Annotated in this window: 13 protein-coding genes and 3 pseudogenes; 10 read left to right on the forward strand and 6 right to left on the reverse strand. The window is 58.2% G+C overall.

All coding sequences use genetic code 11. From position 1 onward, the window contains the following. Positions 1-24: 24 nt before the first annotated feature. From J2Z75_RS28440 to J2Z75_RS28460, 5 genes and pseudogenes are all read left to right on the forward strand, one after another. A complete protein-coding gene (locus J2Z75_RS28440) occupies positions 25-1,026 on the forward strand; it encodes a GlxA family transcriptional regulator (protein WP_209857269.1) in 1,002 nt (333 codons plus the stop codon). A 404-nt stretch (positions 1,027-1,430) separates the two neighbouring features. Next, a complete protein-coding gene (locus J2Z75_RS28445; protein WP_209857271.1) occupies positions 1,431-1,643 on the forward strand; it encodes a hypothetical protein in 213 nt (70 codons plus the stop codon). Between the two features lie 257 nt (positions 1,644-1,900). Further along, the gene (locus tag J2Z75_RS28450; RefSeq protein WP_209857273.1) at positions 1,901-3,445 is read left to right on the forward strand and encodes a Fic family protein; all 1,545 of its coding nucleotides are present in this window, start codon (positions 1,901-1,903) and stop codon (positions 3,443-3,445) included. A 151-nt stretch (positions 3,446-3,596) separates the two neighbouring features. Continuing rightward, positions 3,597-4,340 carry a hypothetical protein gene (locus J2Z75_RS28455; RefSeq protein ID WP_209857275.1) on the forward strand — a complete coding sequence of 248 codons (744 nt, stop codon included), beginning with the start codon at positions 3,597-3,599 and terminating at the stop codon, positions 4,338-4,340. A 359-nt stretch (positions 4,341-4,699) separates the two neighbouring features. Next, positions 4,700-4,883, forward strand: a pseudogene (locus J2Z75_RS28460) (hypothetical protein); the annotation flags it as partial. A gap of 181 nt (positions 4,884-5,064) precedes the next feature. Here J2Z75_RS28460 and J2Z75_RS28465 read toward each other — a convergent pair. Next, the gene (locus J2Z75_RS28465) at positions 5,065-5,949 is read right to left on the reverse strand and encodes an AraC family transcriptional regulator (protein ID WP_209857277.1); all 885 of its coding nucleotides are present in this window, start codon (positions 5,947-5,949) and stop codon (positions 5,065-5,067) included. Between the two features lie 130 nt (positions 5,950-6,079). Between J2Z75_RS28465 and J2Z75_RS28470 the strand changes: the two genes are divergently transcribed. The 5 genes from J2Z75_RS28470 to J2Z75_RS28490 all read left to right on the forward strand — a co-directional run bounded on the left by J2Z75_RS28470 (position 6,080) and on the right by J2Z75_RS28490 (position 12,058). Then, positions 6,080-7,042: an aldo/keto reductase gene (locus J2Z75_RS28470; protein ID WP_209857279.1), complete on the forward strand. Its 963-nt coding sequence runs from the start codon at positions 6,080-6,082 to the stop codon at positions 7,040-7,042. Positions 7,043-7,103: 61 nt separating this feature from the next. Further along, on the forward strand, positions 7,104-7,490 hold the full coding sequence (locus J2Z75_RS28475) for a limonene-1,2-epoxide hydrolase (protein ID WP_209857281.1): 387 nt from the start codon (positions 7,104-7,106) through the stop codon (positions 7,488-7,490). 1,311 nt (positions 7,491-8,801) lie between these two features. Next, positions 8,802-9,260 (forward strand): (2Fe-2S)-binding protein, encoded by a 459-nt coding sequence (locus J2Z75_RS28480; protein WP_209857283.1) that lies wholly within the window; start codon positions 8,802-8,804, stop codon positions 9,258-9,260. Positions 9,261-9,264: 4 nt separating this feature from the next. Then, positions 9,265-11,421, forward strand: a complete 2,157-nt coding sequence (locus J2Z75_RS28485) for a xanthine dehydrogenase family protein molybdopterin-binding subunit (protein WP_209857285.1) — start codon at positions 9,265-9,267, stop codon at positions 11,419-11,421. A gap of 22 nt (positions 11,422-11,443) precedes the next feature. Then, complete coding sequence (locus tag J2Z75_RS28490) at positions 11,444-12,058, forward strand: Isoquinoline 1-oxidoreductase subunit (RefSeq protein WP_209857287.1); 615 nt, start codon at positions 11,444-11,446, stop codon at positions 12,056-12,058. A gap of 142 nt (positions 12,059-12,200) precedes the next feature. On the opposite strand, the pseudogene J2Z75_RS28495 reads toward J2Z75_RS28490, so the two are convergent. The 5 genes and pseudogenes from J2Z75_RS28495 to J2Z75_RS28515 form a co-directional block, all read right to left on the reverse strand. Beyond that, positions 12,201-13,358 (reverse strand): annotated as a pseudogene (locus tag J2Z75_RS28495) (helix-hairpin-helix domain-containing protein); the annotation flags it as partial. 22 nt (positions 13,359-13,380) lie between these two features. After that, positions 13,381-13,806, reverse strand: a complete 426-nt coding sequence (locus J2Z75_RS28500; RefSeq protein ID WP_209857289.1) for a plastocyanin/azurin family copper-binding protein — start codon at positions 13,804-13,806, stop codon at positions 13,381-13,383. A gap of 677 nt (positions 13,807-14,483) precedes the next feature. After that, on the reverse strand, positions 14,484-17,813 hold the full coding sequence (locus J2Z75_RS28505; RefSeq protein ID WP_209857291.1) for a beta strand repeat-containing protein: 3,330 nt from the start codon (positions 17,811-17,813) through the stop codon (positions 14,484-14,486). 653 nt (positions 17,814-18,466) lie between these two features. Then, positions 18,467-18,667, reverse strand: a pseudogene (locus tag J2Z75_RS28510) (ISL3 family transposase); the annotation flags it as partial. A gap of 303 nt (positions 18,668-18,970) precedes the next feature. Then, the gene (locus tag J2Z75_RS28515; RefSeq protein ID WP_209857293.1) at positions 18,971-19,294 is read right to left on the reverse strand and encodes a hypothetical protein; all 324 of its coding nucleotides are present in this window, start codon (positions 19,292-19,294) and stop codon (positions 18,971-18,973) included. Positions 19,295-19,446: the final 152 nt, after the last annotated feature.

Genomic DNA, 19,446 nt, shown 5'->3' on the forward strand with positions numbered 1-19,446 from the left:
AGGCAGAAGCGCGGTGGAGTTGAGATGAAATCGTCGGATACAGGCACGCCCGTCGATCGACTGAAGATCGGTTTCGTGCTCGCGAAATCGTTCACGCTCTCCGCCTTTGCCCTCTTCGTCGACACGCTGCGGCTGGCGAGCGACGAATTCGACAGGTCGGGCCGGGTACGGGCCGACTGGGAGGTGCTTGGCAGCACGCGGCATCTGATAACGTCCAGTTGCGGCGTCAAGGTCGCGCCGACGTCGGACTTCATCGATCCGAGCCAGTTCCAGTACATCGTCGTGGTCGGCGGCCTGCTCAACAACGGGCCCTCCGTCGACCAGGAAACGATCGACTTCCTGAAGAAGGCATCGACAAGGAGCGTCAAGCTGATCGGTGTCTGCACCGGCTCCTTCATCCTTGCCGAAATCGGCCTGATGAAGGAGCACCGGACATGCGTCAGCTGGTTGCACTACAATGCGTTCCGCGAGCGTTTCCCTGACCATCAAGTTCGGTCCGACCGAATCTTCAACCTCGATCGGACAAGGGGATCCTGCGCCGGCGGAAGCAGCGCTGCGGACATGGCGGCGTTGATCGTGCGACGCCACATCAGCAAGGAAGCCGAGCGCAATGCGCTCGAGGTTCTCCACATCGAAAAGGCCCGAACTGCCCTTGCCATCCAGACCCGTAAACCGCTCTCCATCGAGTGTAAGGATCCAAGGATCAGGGCCGTGCTGATCATGATGGAGCAGCATATCGAGGGAAGGCTGCCGATCGAGGAACTTGCCGCATCGGTCGGGCTTTCCAGGCGACAACTCGAGCGCTTGTTCATGGGCGAAACCAAGAGCTCCCCCGCCCTCGTTTACCGGCGGGTGCGGATGGAACGCGCCAAGCAACTGCTCATCAGGACCAAGGCCTCCCTAATCGAAGTCGCCCTCGAAGTCGGCTTCGAAAACGCCTCCCACTTCTCGCGCGCCTTTTCGCAGACATTCGGAAAAAGCCCCACGAGAATGCGTGCTACGGAATTAAGCTACCGTCCGCTTTGAGAATTCTACGCGATGCAGCGATGTAGTCCCCGAGTGTAAGCAATATCGACCGCCTTGAGCCGAATCGAACCATCGACACGCGGTCCGTTCACACTAAGTCATTGGAAATATGTGCTTTGTGGAATGTAGGGCGTCCGTCGCGGCATAAGACCATACCATGGAACTATTTGACATTTGAGGAGGCGCAGACCCGATACTGTCGCTCCATTCCGTGCTGCTCCATAGAAATGGAGGTTGCCCTTAGATCGAGTCGAGAGACGACCGGAACCCGGCCGCTGCGACACCGGCCAGGTTTAACGGCCTTCGGTCGGGACGCTCAACCAGAAATCTTTCGAGGGCGCGAAAGCCTATTGAGTACCCTAGCGTTGGAGACCGTGCGACACCTAGTGGTCTAGGAAGATGAGATGCCCCATTTCGTATTCGGCAGCCTGACGGATCACCACGAGGAAAAAGTCCGCACGGCCGCGCAGGTTGCTATCTCTGCTCGCGGCTGCTGGTTCGGTGATGCCATTCCCTTTCTCGCGGCCAATCTCACTGACTGGCGGGCCACGGAAATCCTGCGCAGGAACAGCCGTGTATTTGGCGATGGCGCGATGCTGAGGGCGAGCGGCCTCTAGGAGAACGCTCTGTGGGCTATGGCTCCCGAAAGGTGGAGGCCCGGTATCGTCGGGCCTCTACATTAGGGATACGCATTGCCGACATTCGTTTTGGAATCGATCTGTGGACGAACGTGCTGACAGACAGATGACATCAGGGATTCGTCCTCGCGTGAATATATTTCACAAGTTTTGCCAACGGTGATAGGTTTTCGCTGACGGTGACGGTTTCCCGCAACGGGGTCTAGATCCGGTGATCCAATTTCGCGAGATGACCTATGGGTGAATGGCCTGCGCAGGGCGTGGTTGACTTTCACGGAAGACCCTTGCCTGAGCGAGGCGAGCCGGCCGGATATGCTGCGATCATTGCGGCATTTGACCTAATCGTACCCCCGCCGTCGCGGATGGCCGCGATCTCGGAGCGGCATCACCCCAGATCGACCGAAGCGTGGCTCATGCTCACGCCTCGCCATCGTCCGGAGCCGGCCCTGGTCTCTCAGCTGGTCTTTGCCTTCAAATATGAAGGCATCGACCTTCAGGTACTGGCCGCACTTTTTCGAGCAGCTCACCCTGAGGCGATCGAGGCGATTATCCGGATGACTCCAACCGGCGCCTTTGCGCGACGGATCTGGTTTCTGTACGAATGGCTGACGGGGATCCAGCTCGATATTCCAGATCCCGGCAAAGTGCGAATGGTCCCGGTTCTCAACCCGGATCAGCAATATGGTCTGGCGGAGGGCGATCCATCGCCTCGGCACAAGGTCCTGAACAACCTTCCCGGCACTGCAGATTTCTGTCCGCTCGTTCGAAAGACAGAGGCTCTTGCCGCATTCTCGCAGAAGGCGCTTGGCGTGCGGGCGCGCGAGGCGATGGGCCGGGTCCGACCCGATCTGATAGCGCGCGCCGCAGCGTTCATCTTGCTCAACGATTCGAAGTCATCGTTTGCTATTGAAGGGGAGCGGCCGTCTGGGCAAAGAGCGGCGCGTTGGGGACAGGCTATTTCGCAGGCAGGCGTGAGAGCGCTCAGTGTCGAGGAGTTCGATCGTCTTCAGCGGATCGTCATCGGCGATGCTCGTTTCGTGCGTCTCGGGCTCCGAGATGAGGGCGGTTTCGTCGGAGTTCATGACCGCGACACCAACATGCCCATTCCCGATCACATCAGCGCGAGACATGAGGACCTCGAAAGCTTGATCGGCGGTCTCATCGCCTATTCCGATCGCGCGACACGAGGAGCGATGGATCCGGTCGTGGCTGCAGCTTGCCTGGCGTTCGGCTTCGTCTACATCCACCCGTATGTCGATGGGAACGGCCGCCTTCACCGCTGGCTGATCCATCATGCTCTCGCGACAGCATCCTATAGCCCGCCTGGTCTCGTGTTTCCCGTCAGCGCAGCAATCCTGCGAAACATAGACCAGTACAGGGCTGTGCTGGAATCCTGGTCTGGGCCTTTGTTGCCTTTCATCGAATGGCGCCCCACCGCTGCTGGTAACGTTGAAGTGCTGAACGACACCGCTTCGTTCTACCGGTACTTCGACGCGACTGAGCATGCCGCCTTCCTCTACGATTGCGTCGAACAGACCGTGGATCATGATCTGCCGCAGGAAGTCCGGTTCCTCCAAGCCTTTGATCTTTTCGCGACTGGTGTTCAGGAGGTCGTCGACATGCCTATGGCCCAAGCCGAGTTGCTGCACAAATTTCTCGACCAAAATCGTGGTCGCCTGTCGCAGCGGGCGCGCACAAAGGAGTTCGCTGCACTCAACGATACGGAGGTTGAGCAGATCGAGGCGCTCTACGCCGGCACATTCGATCAACCTGCCCAATGATACCAACATTTCGATGGCTCCGGAGCATTGGGACCGGATCCAGCCAATCTGGTCTGTTCCGACAGACTGATTGCTCGCCGACCCACCCCTTTGGCATATCGTGGGAAAACTATGCTCCTTGAAATGTAACCTTATTGATGAAGTGGTTCGGATGGCATCAACGACAGCAATTCCAGTAAGCGGCGCACGCATGGGCGTTTCGCAAAGCTTTTACTTCAGCATTGCTGAACGCTCCTACCTTGACTTTCTCGAGAAACGGAAGGCGCGCGACGAGGCGCAGAAGGTCCTCGATGGAACAGTTGGGGAAGAAATTGACGAAGAAGAACGCCACGAGCGAGAATACCCGTATGACCTCGCGAATGGGGAAGCAAGTACCGCGGCTGTAACAACCATTGTGTTCTGCGGCATGTGTCTCGAAGCGGCCATCTATGATTTCGCCGCGTGGCATCTGGATGACAATTATGTCAAGACCTATCTCGACAAGCTCGACCTGGTCGCGAAGTGGATGGTCATCCCGAAACTGGTCGCCCAGCAAGAGATACCTGCTGGCTTCGCGACGCACGACCATCTGCGAACACTTGTGGTGCTGAGGAATTCCCTTGTCCACTACAGATCAGTGCCAATGCCTTTCGATGAAGCCGACAAGCTGAAGAAGTGGACGGCGCTTAATCAGAAGGAGGAGGCGATCCAGGACGGATGCGCTCGGGCGATCAAGGCTGTCATTTTCTTGTCCCTCGACATGGATCACATCTTCTCCAGTCATGGCGTCTTCAATCCGCTTCCCTCGTTTCGCGAACCCTCCAAGTATGGGACACGGACCCCCCGCTCGCATGAGGTGGAAAAGCTTGTCGTAGAATGTCGTGAGATCCTGGCCCGGTCGCGGAGCAGTGCTTGAAACCTCCGGCGCCACCAACCGAACCAGGCGACAGCAAAATGCAGAACTTGGAGAGGCGTTGACATCAGACATTCCGGGAAGCCCGAGATCTGAAACTAGAACATCGACGCGCCCAAGTTCGAGCAGCGGGAGGGCTCTCCTCCACCGATCCGGCTTCCAGCACCTCGCAGCCGAGTTCCGTCAGCATGTCGGCCTCTAACACCCGGATAAGCTCGTTATCCTGCACTAGAAGGACCCGTCGTTTCCGGCCGATGCCCGCCGAAAGTTTCGAAGACACGGCGGCGGCCCTGGTGGAGTAGCCGGAGCCAGCCCACCATCAGACTCACAAAGCGCTATTTCCTGACGCTTGGTAGCTGCCTGTGCGCGCACTCGATCGCCTGCTCGTCTTCGATAAAGGCAAGATCGTCGAGGAGGGCCCCCCAAGCCCCCGTTCGCCGTAACAACGATATCTACCGCCGGCTGCTCGAACGGCAGGCCCTAGACGTGACGCAAGGCTTGGCGGTTCAAAACCGTCCGGTTTCGTCCGTTCAATCTGCGCCGTAGCGAAGAGGGCGGGCTGAAGCTCTTGAACGGATACGAACCATCGACCCGTCGCCGACCGTTGAATATCCATGATATTGTCCTTTATCATGGATATAGAGATGGTGCCGATTGCGGCGCAGATATCGCTCAAGGCTAAAACTGCTTCAGGAATTTGTGTCTCAGAGACGAGATGCCCCTAAGCCTACTTCGAACCCTTTTCGGCGATCGCTTTCACCAACACGGCGTCACGACGTGGAGGCTCGCCAAAAAGGCGCTTGTATTCCCTGCTGAATTGCGACGTGCTCTTATAGCCGACGGCGAACGACACAGAAGCCGCATCGGCTTCCTTCGAAACCATGCGGCGGCGGGCTTCCTGCAGCCGGATGTGCTTTTGATATTGCAGCGGACTTACAGCCGTCACCGCCTTGAAGCGCCGGTGAAAGACGGACTCGCTCATACCAGCTACGGCAGCCATGTCCTCAATGCTGAGTTGCTCCGTATAATGCTCACGGATCCACGCCATGGCCTGCCGAATATGAGATAATCGGGAATCGACGCCCGCGATCTGGCGCAGCATCTCGGCGTGCGGGCTCAACATCAGCCGAAACATCAGTTCATGCTCCAAATGGAGTGCCATGACAGGGATTTCCTTTGGGCGCTCATACATTGCCAGCAGTCTTTGCCAAGCGCCGATCAGCTCGGCATTGGCCATGCTGAAGGCGAAGCCCGGCTGCATCTGAAGCTCCGGGGTCTCGGACAGGTAGAGCACCACGTTCATGATCACTGCTGGATCGAGATCGAGGTTGATCGCCAAGAACGGCTTGTCCGGCGATGCCTCTATGATCTGACCCATCGCAGTGATTTCCGCAGCGACGACCATGGTCTGTCCGGGGCCGTACTCGAACACCTGATCGCCGATAAACGTCCGCTTGGTTCCCTGCAGCACGATGAACGCCATCGGGTTGTAAACCAAGGCATTCAATTCGGTCGGCTCCGTGATGCTAAAGATACTCAATCGCGACATGCCGGGATGTTTGACACCAGCATGACGGGTCGCCAGAGCGCGGATTTCATCGAGTTTGTCCATGTCTCATCAGAGGCCAATTGCCTGAAAAGATCAACCCACCGGCGGGATCAGGCAATTTTTCAGGACCATCAGGCATGGCCAAAATCCTGGCGATGACCCAGATTCCTTTCACACAACGGAAGGTAAGTTCATGCAAAAACGTAAACTGGGCACCAACGGTCCGGAAGTCTCTGCCATTGGTTACGGCGCCATGGGCTTTCATCTGGCTTACGGCTCTGCCGACGAAGAGGCCGGGCTGGCAACAATCCGTCGGGCCTATGATCTCGGCGTAACATTCTTTGATACCGCTGAACTTTATGGCTGGGGTGACAACGAGAAGTTCATCGGCCGCGCGGTCAAAGGCTTCCGCGATGACGTGGTGTTGGCAACCAAGTTCGGCTTTACCCCCTCATGGGAGGCTGACAGCCGGCCCGCGCACATTCGCGAAGTGACCGAAAACAGCCTGCGCTATCTGGGTGTCGATCATATCGATGTGCTCTACCAGCACCGGGTTGATCCGAACGTGCCGATCGAAGATGTGGCCGGCACGGTCAAGGACCTGATCGCCGAGGGCAAGGTCAAGCATTTCGGACTAAGTGAAGCTGGTCCCCAGACGATCCGCAAGGCTCATGCCGTGCAGGAAGTGGCGATGCTTCAAACCGAGTATTCGGTGTTTGAGCGCGACGTGGAAGTCCTGTTTCCGATCATTCGCGAGCTCGGTATTGGCTTCGTCCCGTACTCGCCGCTTGGCCGTGGCTTTCTGACAGGTGCGGTCAAACCTGCCGCCGAACTCGAAGAGAGTGATATGCGCCGTGGCGATCCGCGCTGGCAGCCCGGCAATTTCGAGAAGAATGTCGAAGCCGTCCGCCAGTTGAAAGAGCTTGCTACGTCGAAGGACGCCACCGTTTCGCAATTGGCGCTCGCTTGGTTGCTCGCTCAGGGCAACGACATCGTGCCGATCCCGGGCTCGCGCAAAGCGGAGCGCGTCGCGGAAAACGTCGGTGCCGCCGATCTGGTGCTGACGGCGGAAGACTTGGCCAAGATCAAGGAAATCCTGCCTGAAGGCGGTTTCGGCGAGCGCTATGCCGAAGAATTCGCGCCGACCTGGATCTAATGCCGGACAACAACAGACTGATCGATAACCGACAGCCCATACTCAAAAAAGGATTATTGAAATGCCTACCCCGCTAGAGATCGTATCTGAGTTTTGCAACAGCTTCGTCGAGGATGGCGGTAGGCCTGCCATCAGGCGGTGGTTCACACCACAGACGGTTTGGACCAATGTCGGGATTTCATCCACGACCGGCATCGATGAAGCCATCGGGATGATCGACGAGCTTGAAAAATCCATGGGTATCGCGACGGTTCACATTGAGATGCTCGCCATCGCAGCGGATGGCAACCGGGTCCTCACAGAGCGGCTGGATATTTTTGAGCGCGCTGACGGGAGCGAGATCGGCCGGGTGACCCTGATGGGCATCTACGAAATCGAAGGTGATCGTATCGTTGCCTGGCGCGATTACGTGGACGTCAACGCCATCTCAAAACTCGCTGCGGGCTGACGGGTCGATCGTCTCCCGCTTCACCCACAGATGCCCGCGTCGCCACGCTCGTATATGCTCGGCATCTGGGGCTGCGAATGCCGCACGGCAAGCTTCAGACGCGGCCCAGTCGATGATCGTGACGGCCTGAAATCTGGCCATCGCCGGCGGCGGTATTCTCGGTGGTTTGCTGCTCGACTACTTCGACATCGGCTAGCTGCCATCGTCTATCTTGGCTTTTGTAACGCCCGCCGTCGTATCTGCACTTGCCGCAAAGTGTTCGGGCTTACCGCCGTACCGATGAATGTCGGACATCCGTCATGGGGCAAAAGCATGTCGATAGACCAGACGCCCTGATGGGTTATGAACCTGTCCCGCCCCCTTTTCTCGACTCGACTCAAATCCCTCGGAATGCTTCATTATCGCTCGGAGAACTGAGCATGGCATATGAGTGGGACGAAGGCCGCGCGCGAAAATTGCGCCTGATCAAGTTAGCTTCTGCGTGGGCATTGACCGCGTCAGCGCTCAGTGTCCCTGTTGCCTTGCTTTTGACCGCATCTCCTCTGTAGCCTCCCACCGAACTCACTGAAAATCCCGGCTTTTGATCTTCAGCGCGTCGACGTGCAGGTCGGGAATTTATCCCGATCCCGAGACTATGCCGAGCCCCTTCCCAAAGCCACGGAATTTCCAGTAAGTCTGGATGCTAAGCTCGGCATAATATCCAACCTCTGCCACAGCAGGCCCAGCGGAAACGTCTATGCCTATAGCCCATAGGAGAATTCGGTGCTCTGGCGGCCGAGTTCACACGCGGTTGAATGATGCGATAGTCGCCTTTTGGCGGATACTCTTGAAAAACTCGCTCAGCCCTCGCCGCACCGATCACTCTTGAAATGGTTTTGCGGCCATTCGCCCAAATGCTCGAAATGGCGCACTTCAATTTTCATCGGGGCGGCGGTGCAAAATATATTCCCGGCCATCCCCGAGACACGCACCCGGGCGCATTTCGCCGGGTTTTCAACAATATCGGCCCGAAGCGGACGCCACAAGGGTCCAATGCACGCATGATCAAAGAAGAACCCTGCTACGCGTAGCGCTGGAGTCAAGCCCAACCGCTTTGCGCGCAGCCATTGCGGTGTTGCTCCACCCCAATGACAAACGAGGCCGGAGCATCATACCAGATGCTCCGGCCTCTCAATGTATAAGGCGGTGGTCGCCGTGGAGTGACCTTGGTAGGCTATAGCCCAGTTTGACTATGTTGCCACACAGGTGAAGGTTTGATATTTTCAGCCCGCACTAGATGTTCGTTGGGGGCGGCTTTCAGCCGAAGCTCACATGTCATACGATCTCGTGGTGAACGGCGTGAAGCATGCCGTCGATGTTGACGGCGATATTCCTCTCTTATGGGTCATACGAGACAGCATAGGTCTCACGGGCACGAAGTTCGGTTGCGGGATCGCGATGTGCGGTGCATGCACCGTACATATCGACGGCGTGCCGATGAGATCATGCGTATTGCCCGTTGCTGAAGCGGTTTCGAAACAGATCACGACGATCGAGGCGATCGGCGAAACCGAGGCGGGCGCGCGGGTGCAGAAGGCGTGGCTCGACATCGACGTCGTGCAATGCGGTTACTGTCAGTCAGGGCAGATCATGTCCGCGACCGCGCTCCTTGCAGCCAACCCATCGCCTGCGGACGAGGACATCGATGCCGTCATGGCCGGGAACATCTGTCGTTGCGGTACGTATCCCCGCATTCGGGCGGCCATCAAGCTTGCAGCAGAGGCGAGGTGATGAGATGTCCATCCGCGATCAGATCGAGTTTCGCCTTCCTCGACGTCACTTCCTAATCGGAGCGGCCCTGACCGGAGCAGGTCTTGTAATCGGCGCGGTCCCGTCCCGAGCAGCCGACACGCCACCAGGCGATTTCGAGCCTAACGCGTTCATCCGTGTTCCTGCCGAGGGAAAGATTGTCCTCGTGATGCCTTCGGTGGAAATGGGACAGGGCATTTATACTGCGGTGGCCCAGCTCCTTGCTGAGGAACTCGAAGTCCCTATCGACCAGGTGACAGTTGAACATGCCCCGGCCGATCCGTCTCTATATTCGAACCCCCTCCTGGGCGACCAGATAACTGGAGGTTCCTTCGCTATCCGCGCGGTCTATGACCAAATGCGAAACGCTGGCGCGAGCGCGCGGACAATGCTCGTGCACGGCGCTGCCAAGGATTGGGATGTCCCTCCGGATACATGCAAGGCGGATGCCGGTCATGTCGTTCACGAGGCAAGTGGCAGACGAGTTGCGTATGGAAAACTCATACAGTCGGCTGCAGCGATCCCGGTTCCTCAAGATGTGCCGTTGAAGGACGCATCCAGCTTCAATGTTATAGGCAAGCCGGTCCGCCGTCTGGACAGTCCGGACAAGGTCAATGGGTCGGCGAAATTCGGCATCGACGCGAGGCCCGAGGGCGTGTTGTACGCGGCCATAGCGATCTGTCCCCACTTCGGCGGCAAGTTGGGCAGGGTCGAAGACGGGCCAGCGATTGCCGTCAAGGGCGTCAGACAAGTCGTCACGATTGAAGATGCAGTTGCGGTCGTCGCCGACAACACGGGTGCCGCACGCAAGGGACTGGCAGCCCTCGCCATCGAATGGGAGAAGGGAGCTGACGGCAATCTGACGATCGACGATCTTGAGGCGCGGATGGAAGGCGCCGTTAACGGACAGGCCCTCGCCTATATCAACGAAGGGGATGTCAATAAAGCGGAGGCCGAACACGGTCCAGTCCACGAGTTCGTCTACCGCCTTCCGATCCTCGCCCACACCGCGATGGAGCCGATGAACTGTACGCTGCACGTTCGCGCCGACGGGTGCGACGTATGGGTGGGAACCCAGGTCATGGGGCGGACAAGGAAGGCCGTTGCGGATGTCACGGGCCTACCTGTCGAGAAGGTTGTGGTTCACAATCATCTGCTGGGCGGAGGCTTTGGGCGCAGGCTCGATGTCGACGGGGTGATCCTTGCCGCGAAGATCGCAAAGCAGGTTGAAGGCCCGGTCAAGGTCACGTGGAGCCGCGAAGAAGACGTCCGTCATGATTGCTACCGCTATCTCAACTATAGCAAGGTGACGGCCACGCTGGGGCCAGACGGAATGCCGCTGTCGTGGCGTCACCGGGTGATCGGTCCGTCTGTGATGGCTAGATGGTTTCCTGCCTTCACGAAGGATGGCATCGACCTGGACAGCATGGCTGGCGCGGAATCCCCGTACTCGATCCCAAATAAATTCACAGATTTCGCCAGGCACGAAGCACCTGATGGCATGTTGACCGGGAACTGGCGGGGAGTGGGCGCGACCCGAAACGTGCCCGCGATCGAAGGAGGAATTGACGAACTCGCGCACGTAGCGGGCATCGATCCCTTGGAATACCGCCGCCGCCTTCTGAAAGGCAAACCGAGGCTCCTTGCCGTTCTCGATCTCGCTGCCGAAAAGGTGGCGTGGACGACGCCACTTCCCAAAGGCAAAGGAAGGGGTATCGCCCTGCTGGATGACTTCGGCAGTTTCTCCGCCACCATTTCCGAGGTCAGCATCGGGGAGGACGGCAGCCTCAAGACCGAGCGCATCGTCTGTATCGTCGATTGCGGGCAGGTAATCAATCCCGACACCGTTGAGGCACAGATACAGAGCGGTATCGTCTACGGCCTCAGCGCGGCCCTTTACGGCCGCATCACGGTCAGAGACGGAGCAGTGGTGGAAGGCAACTTCGACGACTCGCCTGTCCTGCGCATTCACGAGGCACCCAAGATCGACGTCCATATCGTCTCCAGTTCCGAGAAGCCGGGCGGGATAGGAGAGGTCGGCACGCCGGGCGTTGGGCCGTCACTGTTCAACGCGATCTTCGCTGCGACCGGAAAGCGACTGAGAACACTGCCGATCGACCAGTCGGGTCTGCGGAGGGTCTAAGATGTCCAGGCGATCATACCTCATGTTGCTTGCTGTCGTATCCTTCGGCATCGTTGCGGGCTTCGGTTCGATCCGTGGCTACGCCGAAACATCCGGCGGCACTCAGCTCAAGGCCGTCTCGAATTTCGATGCGATTGCCGATACCAGCGAGCGCTCGAAGGCCATATTCGAGGAGGCCAGCCGCGTGATCACTCATCCGCGGTGCATAAACTGCCATCCCGCGACCCGAAGCCCGACCCAGGGCGAAGACATGCATCCCCATGCCCCTCTGATGGTAGCCAAAGATTCATCATTCGGACCCGCCGGGCTCGTCTGCAGCACATGTCACGGCCCCGAGAATAGGCAGATCGTCGGCAGCCGCCTCAAATCCATCCCTGGGAATGCCCACTGGCAGCTCGCCCCGGCAAGCATGGCTTGGCAAGGCCTGACGGTGGGGGAAATATGCCGACAGGTCAAAGATACGAGCAGAAACGGCAACCGGAGCCACGCCGATCTCATCAAGCACATGGGAACCGATCACCTCGTAGGGTGGGCGTGGCATCCGGGGGACGGTCGCCCCGCCCCGCCGGGTTCTCAAGAAACCTTTGCCGCCTTGATCACCGCATGGCTGCAAACAGGTGCGGAATGTCCAGGTTGACACTCAACGCCTTGCCTTAAAGCATGAGCGCAGGCGGTCAGAGCGTTTCCGCATCGTCTGCAGTTGGCAAGCAGAATGACCGCTGTTGGCGCAATCCAGCCGAGCGCAGATCAAGGTTTTATGCCGAGCTTGCCATCCAGACCTATCGGAATTCGCGGGCTTTAGGGAACTGGCTCGGCATAGTCTCGGGCTCGGGATAAATACCTTTATGCCGAATTCGGCATAACCTCACGTAGATGTCCCGAGGCTTGACCCCCGCCGGTGGCCGCTCGCGTCTATCGGGGCTGCCCGGCGATCCATGCGCGAACTCGTCGCCCCGTCCTGACGGCAGACGGAAACCATCCCGCTCGCCCAGGCTTGCCAGATCGGTGGTCAGATCGAACATCCGTTGCGCCACTAGATGCACGACGCCCCCTTCGCGCTGGATCTTGCCGTTGATCGCCATCATTGAGGATCCGAGCACGACGCGGCGCTGCTTTTCGAACAGGCTCGGCCAGACGACAATGTTGGCAACGCCTGTCTCATCCTCGATCGTCATGAACATGACGCCCTTGGCGCTACCTGGCTTCTGACGGACCAGAACAAGGCCTGAAGTCATCAGCCAGCGACCATCGCGGGCCGAGGTTGCCTCGGCGCAGGTGACGATATTTCGCAGAATGAGATCCTCGCGCAGGAAGCTCACCGGATGGGCTCGCAACGTCACGCCGGTATGGCCATAGTCCTCGACGACATTGGCGCCCTCGGTCATCTGCCGAAGTGCCACGTCCGGCTCTTGCTGTTCGGCAATGACCGCCCGCTCGCGATCGGCAGCCGCAGCGAATAGTGGAAGCGGTTCGTCGCGCAAGGCTTTGATCGCCCAGAGCGCATCGCGTCTTTCAAGTTTGAGAGAAGGCCGGAACGCATCGGCTTCGGCCAACTTGACCAAGGAGGCCGATGACACGCCGGCGCGGCGCCACATATCGTCGATGGAAGCGAAGGGCTCGTCGCCGCGCGCCACCGCGATTTTTGCCGCATCCTGTTCGGGTAGGCCTCTGACCAGACGCATTCCGAGGCGCACGGCATGACTGTCGGTTCCCTTGATCTCTTCCAGCGTGCAGTCCCATCGCGAACGGTTGATGCAGACTGGCCGGATTGTAACACCGTGCACGCGGGCATCCGTGACGATCTGGGCCGGCGCGTAGAACCCCATCGGTTGCGCATTGATGAGGGCGGCACAGAACACATCCGGATAGTGGCATTTGATATAGGACGAGGCGTAGGCGATCAGAGCAAAGGAAGCGGCATGGCTTTCTGGAAAGCCATCAACACTAATGATGGCACGCTTACTTGGTAACCGTAAGCATGGCATGCATGCCGGCCTGGAAATGGCCCTTGATATTGCAGAGAAGGACATAGGAGCCGGGCACAAGCTTGGCTTTCAGCTCTCCATCCGCGCCGGGTTTCAGCTCGGAAACTTCGCCCATACTGTTCAGCTTCTTTTCGTTGACCCGGTCCTTGGCGGCTTCGACCGCAATCTTTTGATCTGCTGATTTCATTTTCACAAGCACCATCTCGTGCTCTTCGCTCAGCGCGTCGATGTGAACCAGGAAAGTTGTCTCGCCGGCTTTAATCGTCGATTGGTCCACCGACAGCGTCATCGGGCCGCCGCCTTCACCGCCCTCAGTGATTTTGACCGTGTTTGCCGCAAATACAGGCGATCCAAGACAAATGACAGCAAGTGCAGCGATCGAAGATTGGAAGACGCTCATGAGTTTAACCTTATCACTTGAAGTTGTCAGTGACGCCTAATTAGCTTTGCTGACTAGAACCTGAACGTGAAAGAGCCATGCGAATGGATCGCCTTGATGGGAACTGAACCACTGACCCCGTTGTTCAATTTCTATTCGACATTTGTGACCGACCCTGAACTTGGAACCTGTGTCAGAGACTTAGAAGCCATACATCGCGATGACGAATGCGAAAGCGATGACGAACAAAATGCCGACAAACGTCAAGACGGCCGTCACCGTGGGGATACCTTGGACCGGGCTGCCCACGTTCGCCGTGCACCTTCCCGGTGGAGCGGCAAGATAGCTTTACTGCCTTTGCCGATCGCGAAGGGTACAAACCCGGCTCTTGCAGATCGGCACGAAAATCAGCGGGGGCGGTGCTGCTGGTAGGTGGGGTCAAAACACCGCGTACGGATACTGCGCCCCGGCTGGCAATGCTCATTTCGTGAGGCGGGAGACAATGACCCACGCCAACCTAGAAGCTCAGGAAAGCCAACCGCTAGTTTTGCTCATGCGAACAGGCCCGGAAGCCGAGCCAGGCCTTGGACCGAGAATCAAATTACCAAGAAATCCCAGCGCTTCCTGGCTCGCTCAAGTACCATGATTTGGAAGAGGTTGACGGCGGCTTTGATTTTTTTCATGACTTCAAGTGTTCCTCAGGCGATAAAAAAGTCCGTGTTGCTGATGCCGAGGCCGGGCGAGAGGGTTGCGAACAGTAGTGATCCACCGGCTGAGGTGCCGTTGGAATCGTAGTACAGTTCGCCCGTATCGGTCTCATAGATAATGCGATCGCTGGCATCGGCAGAAGTGCCGCTCGTATTGGCGACAAACTGCGAGGCGCTGAGCACTCCAACGCCTATGATCGCGTTAAAGATGGCGTTGTCCAGCCGGATTGTATCGTTGACGAAACTGAAGTCGGTTATGCCGTCGACGTTGCTTGCTCCGAGTGCCGTGTCGAACAGGAAATTGTCGTTACCGTTTCCACCCGTGATCGTATCGCTTCCCGCCCGGCCATTGAGCGTATCGTTGCCATCGCCGCCGATCAGAACGTTATCGGCGCTGTTGGCAGTCAGCGTATCGTTGAAGGCCGAGCCGGTCAGGTTTTCGATCGATGAATACGTGTCGCCGTCGGCGTCACCAGTATTGCTGGCCGGTGTTGTAAGGCTTGCGATCACGCCTGATGTAGCCGTCTGGTAGGAGGCCCTGTCAGTTCCGTCACCGCCCGACAGTGCATCGGCACCGGTGCCTCCGATCAGGTTGTCGTTTCCATCTTGTCCGAACAGATTGTCATTGCCACCGAGGCCGAAGATGGTGTCGTTGCCGTCGCCACCGATGATGCTGTTGGCCCCGCTGTTGCCGGTCAAACTATCGTTGAAAGCCGAGCCGGTCAGGTTTTCGATCGAGGAATAGGTGTCGCCGTCCGCATCGCCGGTGTTGCTGGCCGGGCTCGTCAGGTTTGCGACCAGCCCTGCTCCGGCTGTCTCATAGGACGCACGATCCGTCCCCGCGCCGCCGGACAAGGCGTCCGCGCCAGCACCCCCGTTCAAGATGTCATTGCCGTCCTGCCCGAACAGATTGTCGTCTCCACCAAGTCCTATGATGGTATCGTCACCATCGCCGCCGATGATGCTGTTGGCACTGTTGGTGCCGGTCAGTTTGTCATCGAAGCCGGAGCCAGTGAGATTTTCCACAGATGTGAAAGTATCGCCCGCCGCCTCGCCGGTGTTGGTTGCCGGGCTCAATAGGGCCGCGATGATGCCTGCGACCGCCGTCGCATAGGACGCGCGGTCGCTGCCTGCGCCGCCGGCAAGGTCATCAGCGCCGATTCCGCCGATTAGAAGGTCATTACCGTCGTTTCCGAATAGATTGTCGTCCCCGCTAAGGCCGGTGAGCGTATCATCGCCATCGCCCCCCAGGATACTGTTGGTGCCGTTGTTGCCCGTCAGCGTATCGTCGAAGGCCGAGCCAGTCAGGTTCTCGACGGAATTGTAGGTGTCACCGTCAGCATCACCGGTATTACCCGCAGGACTGGAGAGGCTTGCGATGACGGCCGCGGCCGCAGTCTCGTAGGATGCACGGTCGCTTCCTGCACCACCTGAGAGGTCATCCGCCCCTGCTCCGCCAAGCAGCACGTCATTTCCGTCGTTGCCGAACAGGTTGTCGCTCCCGTTCAAGCCGGCCATTCTGTCATCGCCGTTCCCGCCGAGCATGCTGTTGGTGCCGTTCGTACCGGTCAGCGTATCGTCGAAGGCCGAACCGGTAAGGTTCTCGATCGAATTGTAGGTATCGCCTGCCGCTTCACCGGCATTGCCCGCCGGGCTGGAGAGGTCGACGATGACGCCGGCTGCCGCGTTGGTATAAGTCACCCGATCGGAGCCGGTACCACCGGACAGATAGTCTCCGCCCCCGCCACCGTCCAGCAGGTCGTTGCCGCCCGTGCCGTAGAGTTCGTCCCGCACGGAAGTGCCGCGCATCAATTCATCGTCGTTGTCACCGAGGATGATCAGCCGGTCCGCCTCGCCGACGCTCGGATTGAAGTCTTGAATTTGGAACTGCGACAGGTCAACGGAGGTCGCGGTCAGCATCTCGACGCGGAACTTGTCCGGGCTTGCGTTGAGGCTGAAATCGACGACCAAATTGGCTGCGAGGCCCGCCCCGACCTGGTCGGCGCGGATCGTCACGCTGGTCGCCGTGTTCGGGAACAATATCTCGATCTCCTCGATCGAGGTCAGCGTCGTGTCGACGAGGCTGATGTCGCCGGTCGCCAGGATGCGGTCGCTGCCCGCACCGCCGTCGATCGAATCGCTGGTGAACGCATCCAGCGCGCCGCCCTGGAACGTGTCGTCGCCGTCATTGCCCGAAGCGACGTCGCGCAGGCTGTCGACCACAATGGTGTCACTTGCGCCATCGCTGTTCGAGAAGCGGGTGGCCTGCCGGATCGAGCCGACGACGTCGCCGGTGGTCGAATCGGTGTGGAACGTCCCGATCTGGCCGTTGTTCATGGCGGCGATCGTGATCTCCGATTCGTTGTCGAGCGAACCGCCGACCGTCGAAGTTGTAAGAGCCTCGCCGGTGTTCTGATCGACAAGCGTGACTCTCGTGTCGGTGTCGGGGAAGGTGTCGTTGGTGTAGCCGATGGAGATCATGCCGTTCGAAAGCACGGTGGCTGATGGCCCGGTGTCGTTCGAGGTATTCTGCGTGATGTCGTCCCAGTCGACGAATGTGCCGGCGGAGTCGAAGCGCGCGAGCGTGATGTCGATATCGGTACCGGACCAGCCATTATCTTCGTATGCGATAGCGAATCCGCCATTGTCGAGCGCAACCACACTGGCATTGCGGTTCACGGTACCGGCCGTGTCAAGCAGCGCCGGTGCCTTCCGCACGGTGCCGTCGGCGTTATAGACAGCATACCACATCTCGCTTTCAGAGCCGATGTTCCGGTGCCAGGCAACGGCGAAGCCACCGTCGACAAGTCCGGCGACGCTCGGGTTCTGATCATTCGCACCACTGCTGTCGACCGCGAAGTTCATGATCAGGTTGCCGGCGCTGTCGTAAATCCGGAGGTCGATGTCGTTGTCGGTTCCGCTGAAGAAATCCTGGATGGCGACGACGAAACCGCCGCCGGTCAGGGCCTCCACTTCCGGATCCAAGACATCGCCTCCGCTCTCGCCGATGCTGGTGTCGGCTCGCACGGTCGCACCCGTAGTCGTAACAATGCGGAATGACATGTCGGTGCCGATGTCCGAGAGTATGACGATGTTTCCATTGCTGAGCTGAGTCACAGCCGAGTCGACGCCGGTGATGACGGACGCGCTTCCCGCAATGTCTCCGTCAGCCTCGAAGGTCGTGAGGTCGGTGTGCCCTATATGATCGCCGACGACGGCGATACCGCCGTCGGAAAGGCTGGTGGCGTCAGCACGCCCCGTAATGGAGAAAGGATCGATGTTTTCGACGAAACTGAATGAAAAGCTTTTGGTGATGGCCATTTGTAACACTCCTGAACTGATATGATCGATCGGAATCGGATTGATTGCGGCAGAACTGCAGAGCAAATGACGGCGTTACGGTAGGCATCGCGAGCGTGGCATCTTAAACTATACACACGACAAACGCATGCATGTCGTGGCGCTACTTACCGGATATAGAGCATGACGCGAACACATGGGTGTCAACCGGGTGACATTGGGAGCTTCGAGTATGCCACCTAGCCCGCAACATCTTTTCCGGATGAGAAAGTGCGCCGCAAGAAAATTATAAACGTGTGTAAGTCCAAACTCAGGGTGCTTTATATCAAAGGTGATAGTCGTCCGGCAATAGAGATTTTCTAGTTAGAAATTGCGCCGTAACTCGCTCATTCCTTGTCTCTACTTGCATATTGTGCATCAAAGCAGAGGGCACTGTAAATTTAACCGACATCGGTCAAAAATGTTGTGCGCGGCTTCCACTTATGCGGTTTGCAGGCGTGCGATTTCGTTCCACATCTGCATGGTTTCGGTTGTCAGTTCGCGATGATGGTCTAATGAGGTCTTGTTGCTTAGAATGTTAAAAAGGTTGGCGACGGGTCATGCATTGAAACGAAACGCTGGCGAATTCGGGCTAACTTGAAGGAGCGCTTGATCAGCGTGGTTCCGAAACCCTGCCGCGTTGGGGCACAGGGCAAATCGGCAATTATCCGAACGTAACGGCTATGAATACGATCCGACATACGGTTGCATAAAGGACAGGAACGCTGATCGGTGGCTGCCCGCGCTGAAACAGTGATAACCCCGTCGCTCTCGTCGGAACGCTCAACAATCAATCCGGCCGGGATCAGGGACGACAGACGAAATTTGGTCGCCATGGTGCTGAATCCTTTTTGATAGCTGCACCAGTTTCGACCTCGAAATCATCAAATGTGAGTCAGACCCAATATTCCACACGATTGACAATCAGTAGCACTATGATCGTTTCCTACCGCAGAACAAGGTAGCCTTGGCAGCGAAAATCCTGAACCAAGTTTGGGAGGCGGCTTAGTCCTCACATAGGATGGTGGCTCTCGGCGGCCCCGCATCGGTTAAAGCGCCCGCCTGCCGCACCGCACCGGGAAACGACTCTCGCTATTGCGGCAGGCAGTGCTTTAGATGTTGGTTAACGCGGCCCGCGCTTAAATTTCGAACTGTGTGAGTAAAGGCAATGCCGGCGCCGTGCTGCTATCAGCTGGTGGCATTTTAGGCTTGCGGGGGGCGGGCTTACCTTTCTTGGCTTTCGGCGGCGGGCTGTCGAGCGCCGCCAGTTCGAGTTGCTCGACGCCCGTTAACAAGGTCTCGACAGCCGGCTGCGGTATTTCGGTTTTCGGAGATGTAGGTGCCGACACCGTCGCAGCCTGCACCGGTGGCACGACAAAGGTACGTGGTTTCGGGCTCGGGGATTTTGGGACTGCCCGTGGCTGTGGTACGTCGGGTTCAATATAGCGGGAATAGCGAATCATCGGCAGTGAGTCTCCATACTGTTCTCTATTAGTTCTCATTTGAAGAGGAATGTGTCAAAGCAAGAGATGCATCTCATCAGCGGGCCGCTAACCCTTTGAGTTAGGATGGAAGGTCAGACATCATGCGGCCTGGCCGATATCCAATCGCCATT

The sequence above is a fragment of the Rhizobium herbae genome (assembly GCF_017873135.1).
Classification (GTDB): domain Bacteria; phylum Pseudomonadota; class Alphaproteobacteria; order Rhizobiales; family Rhizobiaceae; genus Pararhizobium; species Pararhizobium herbae.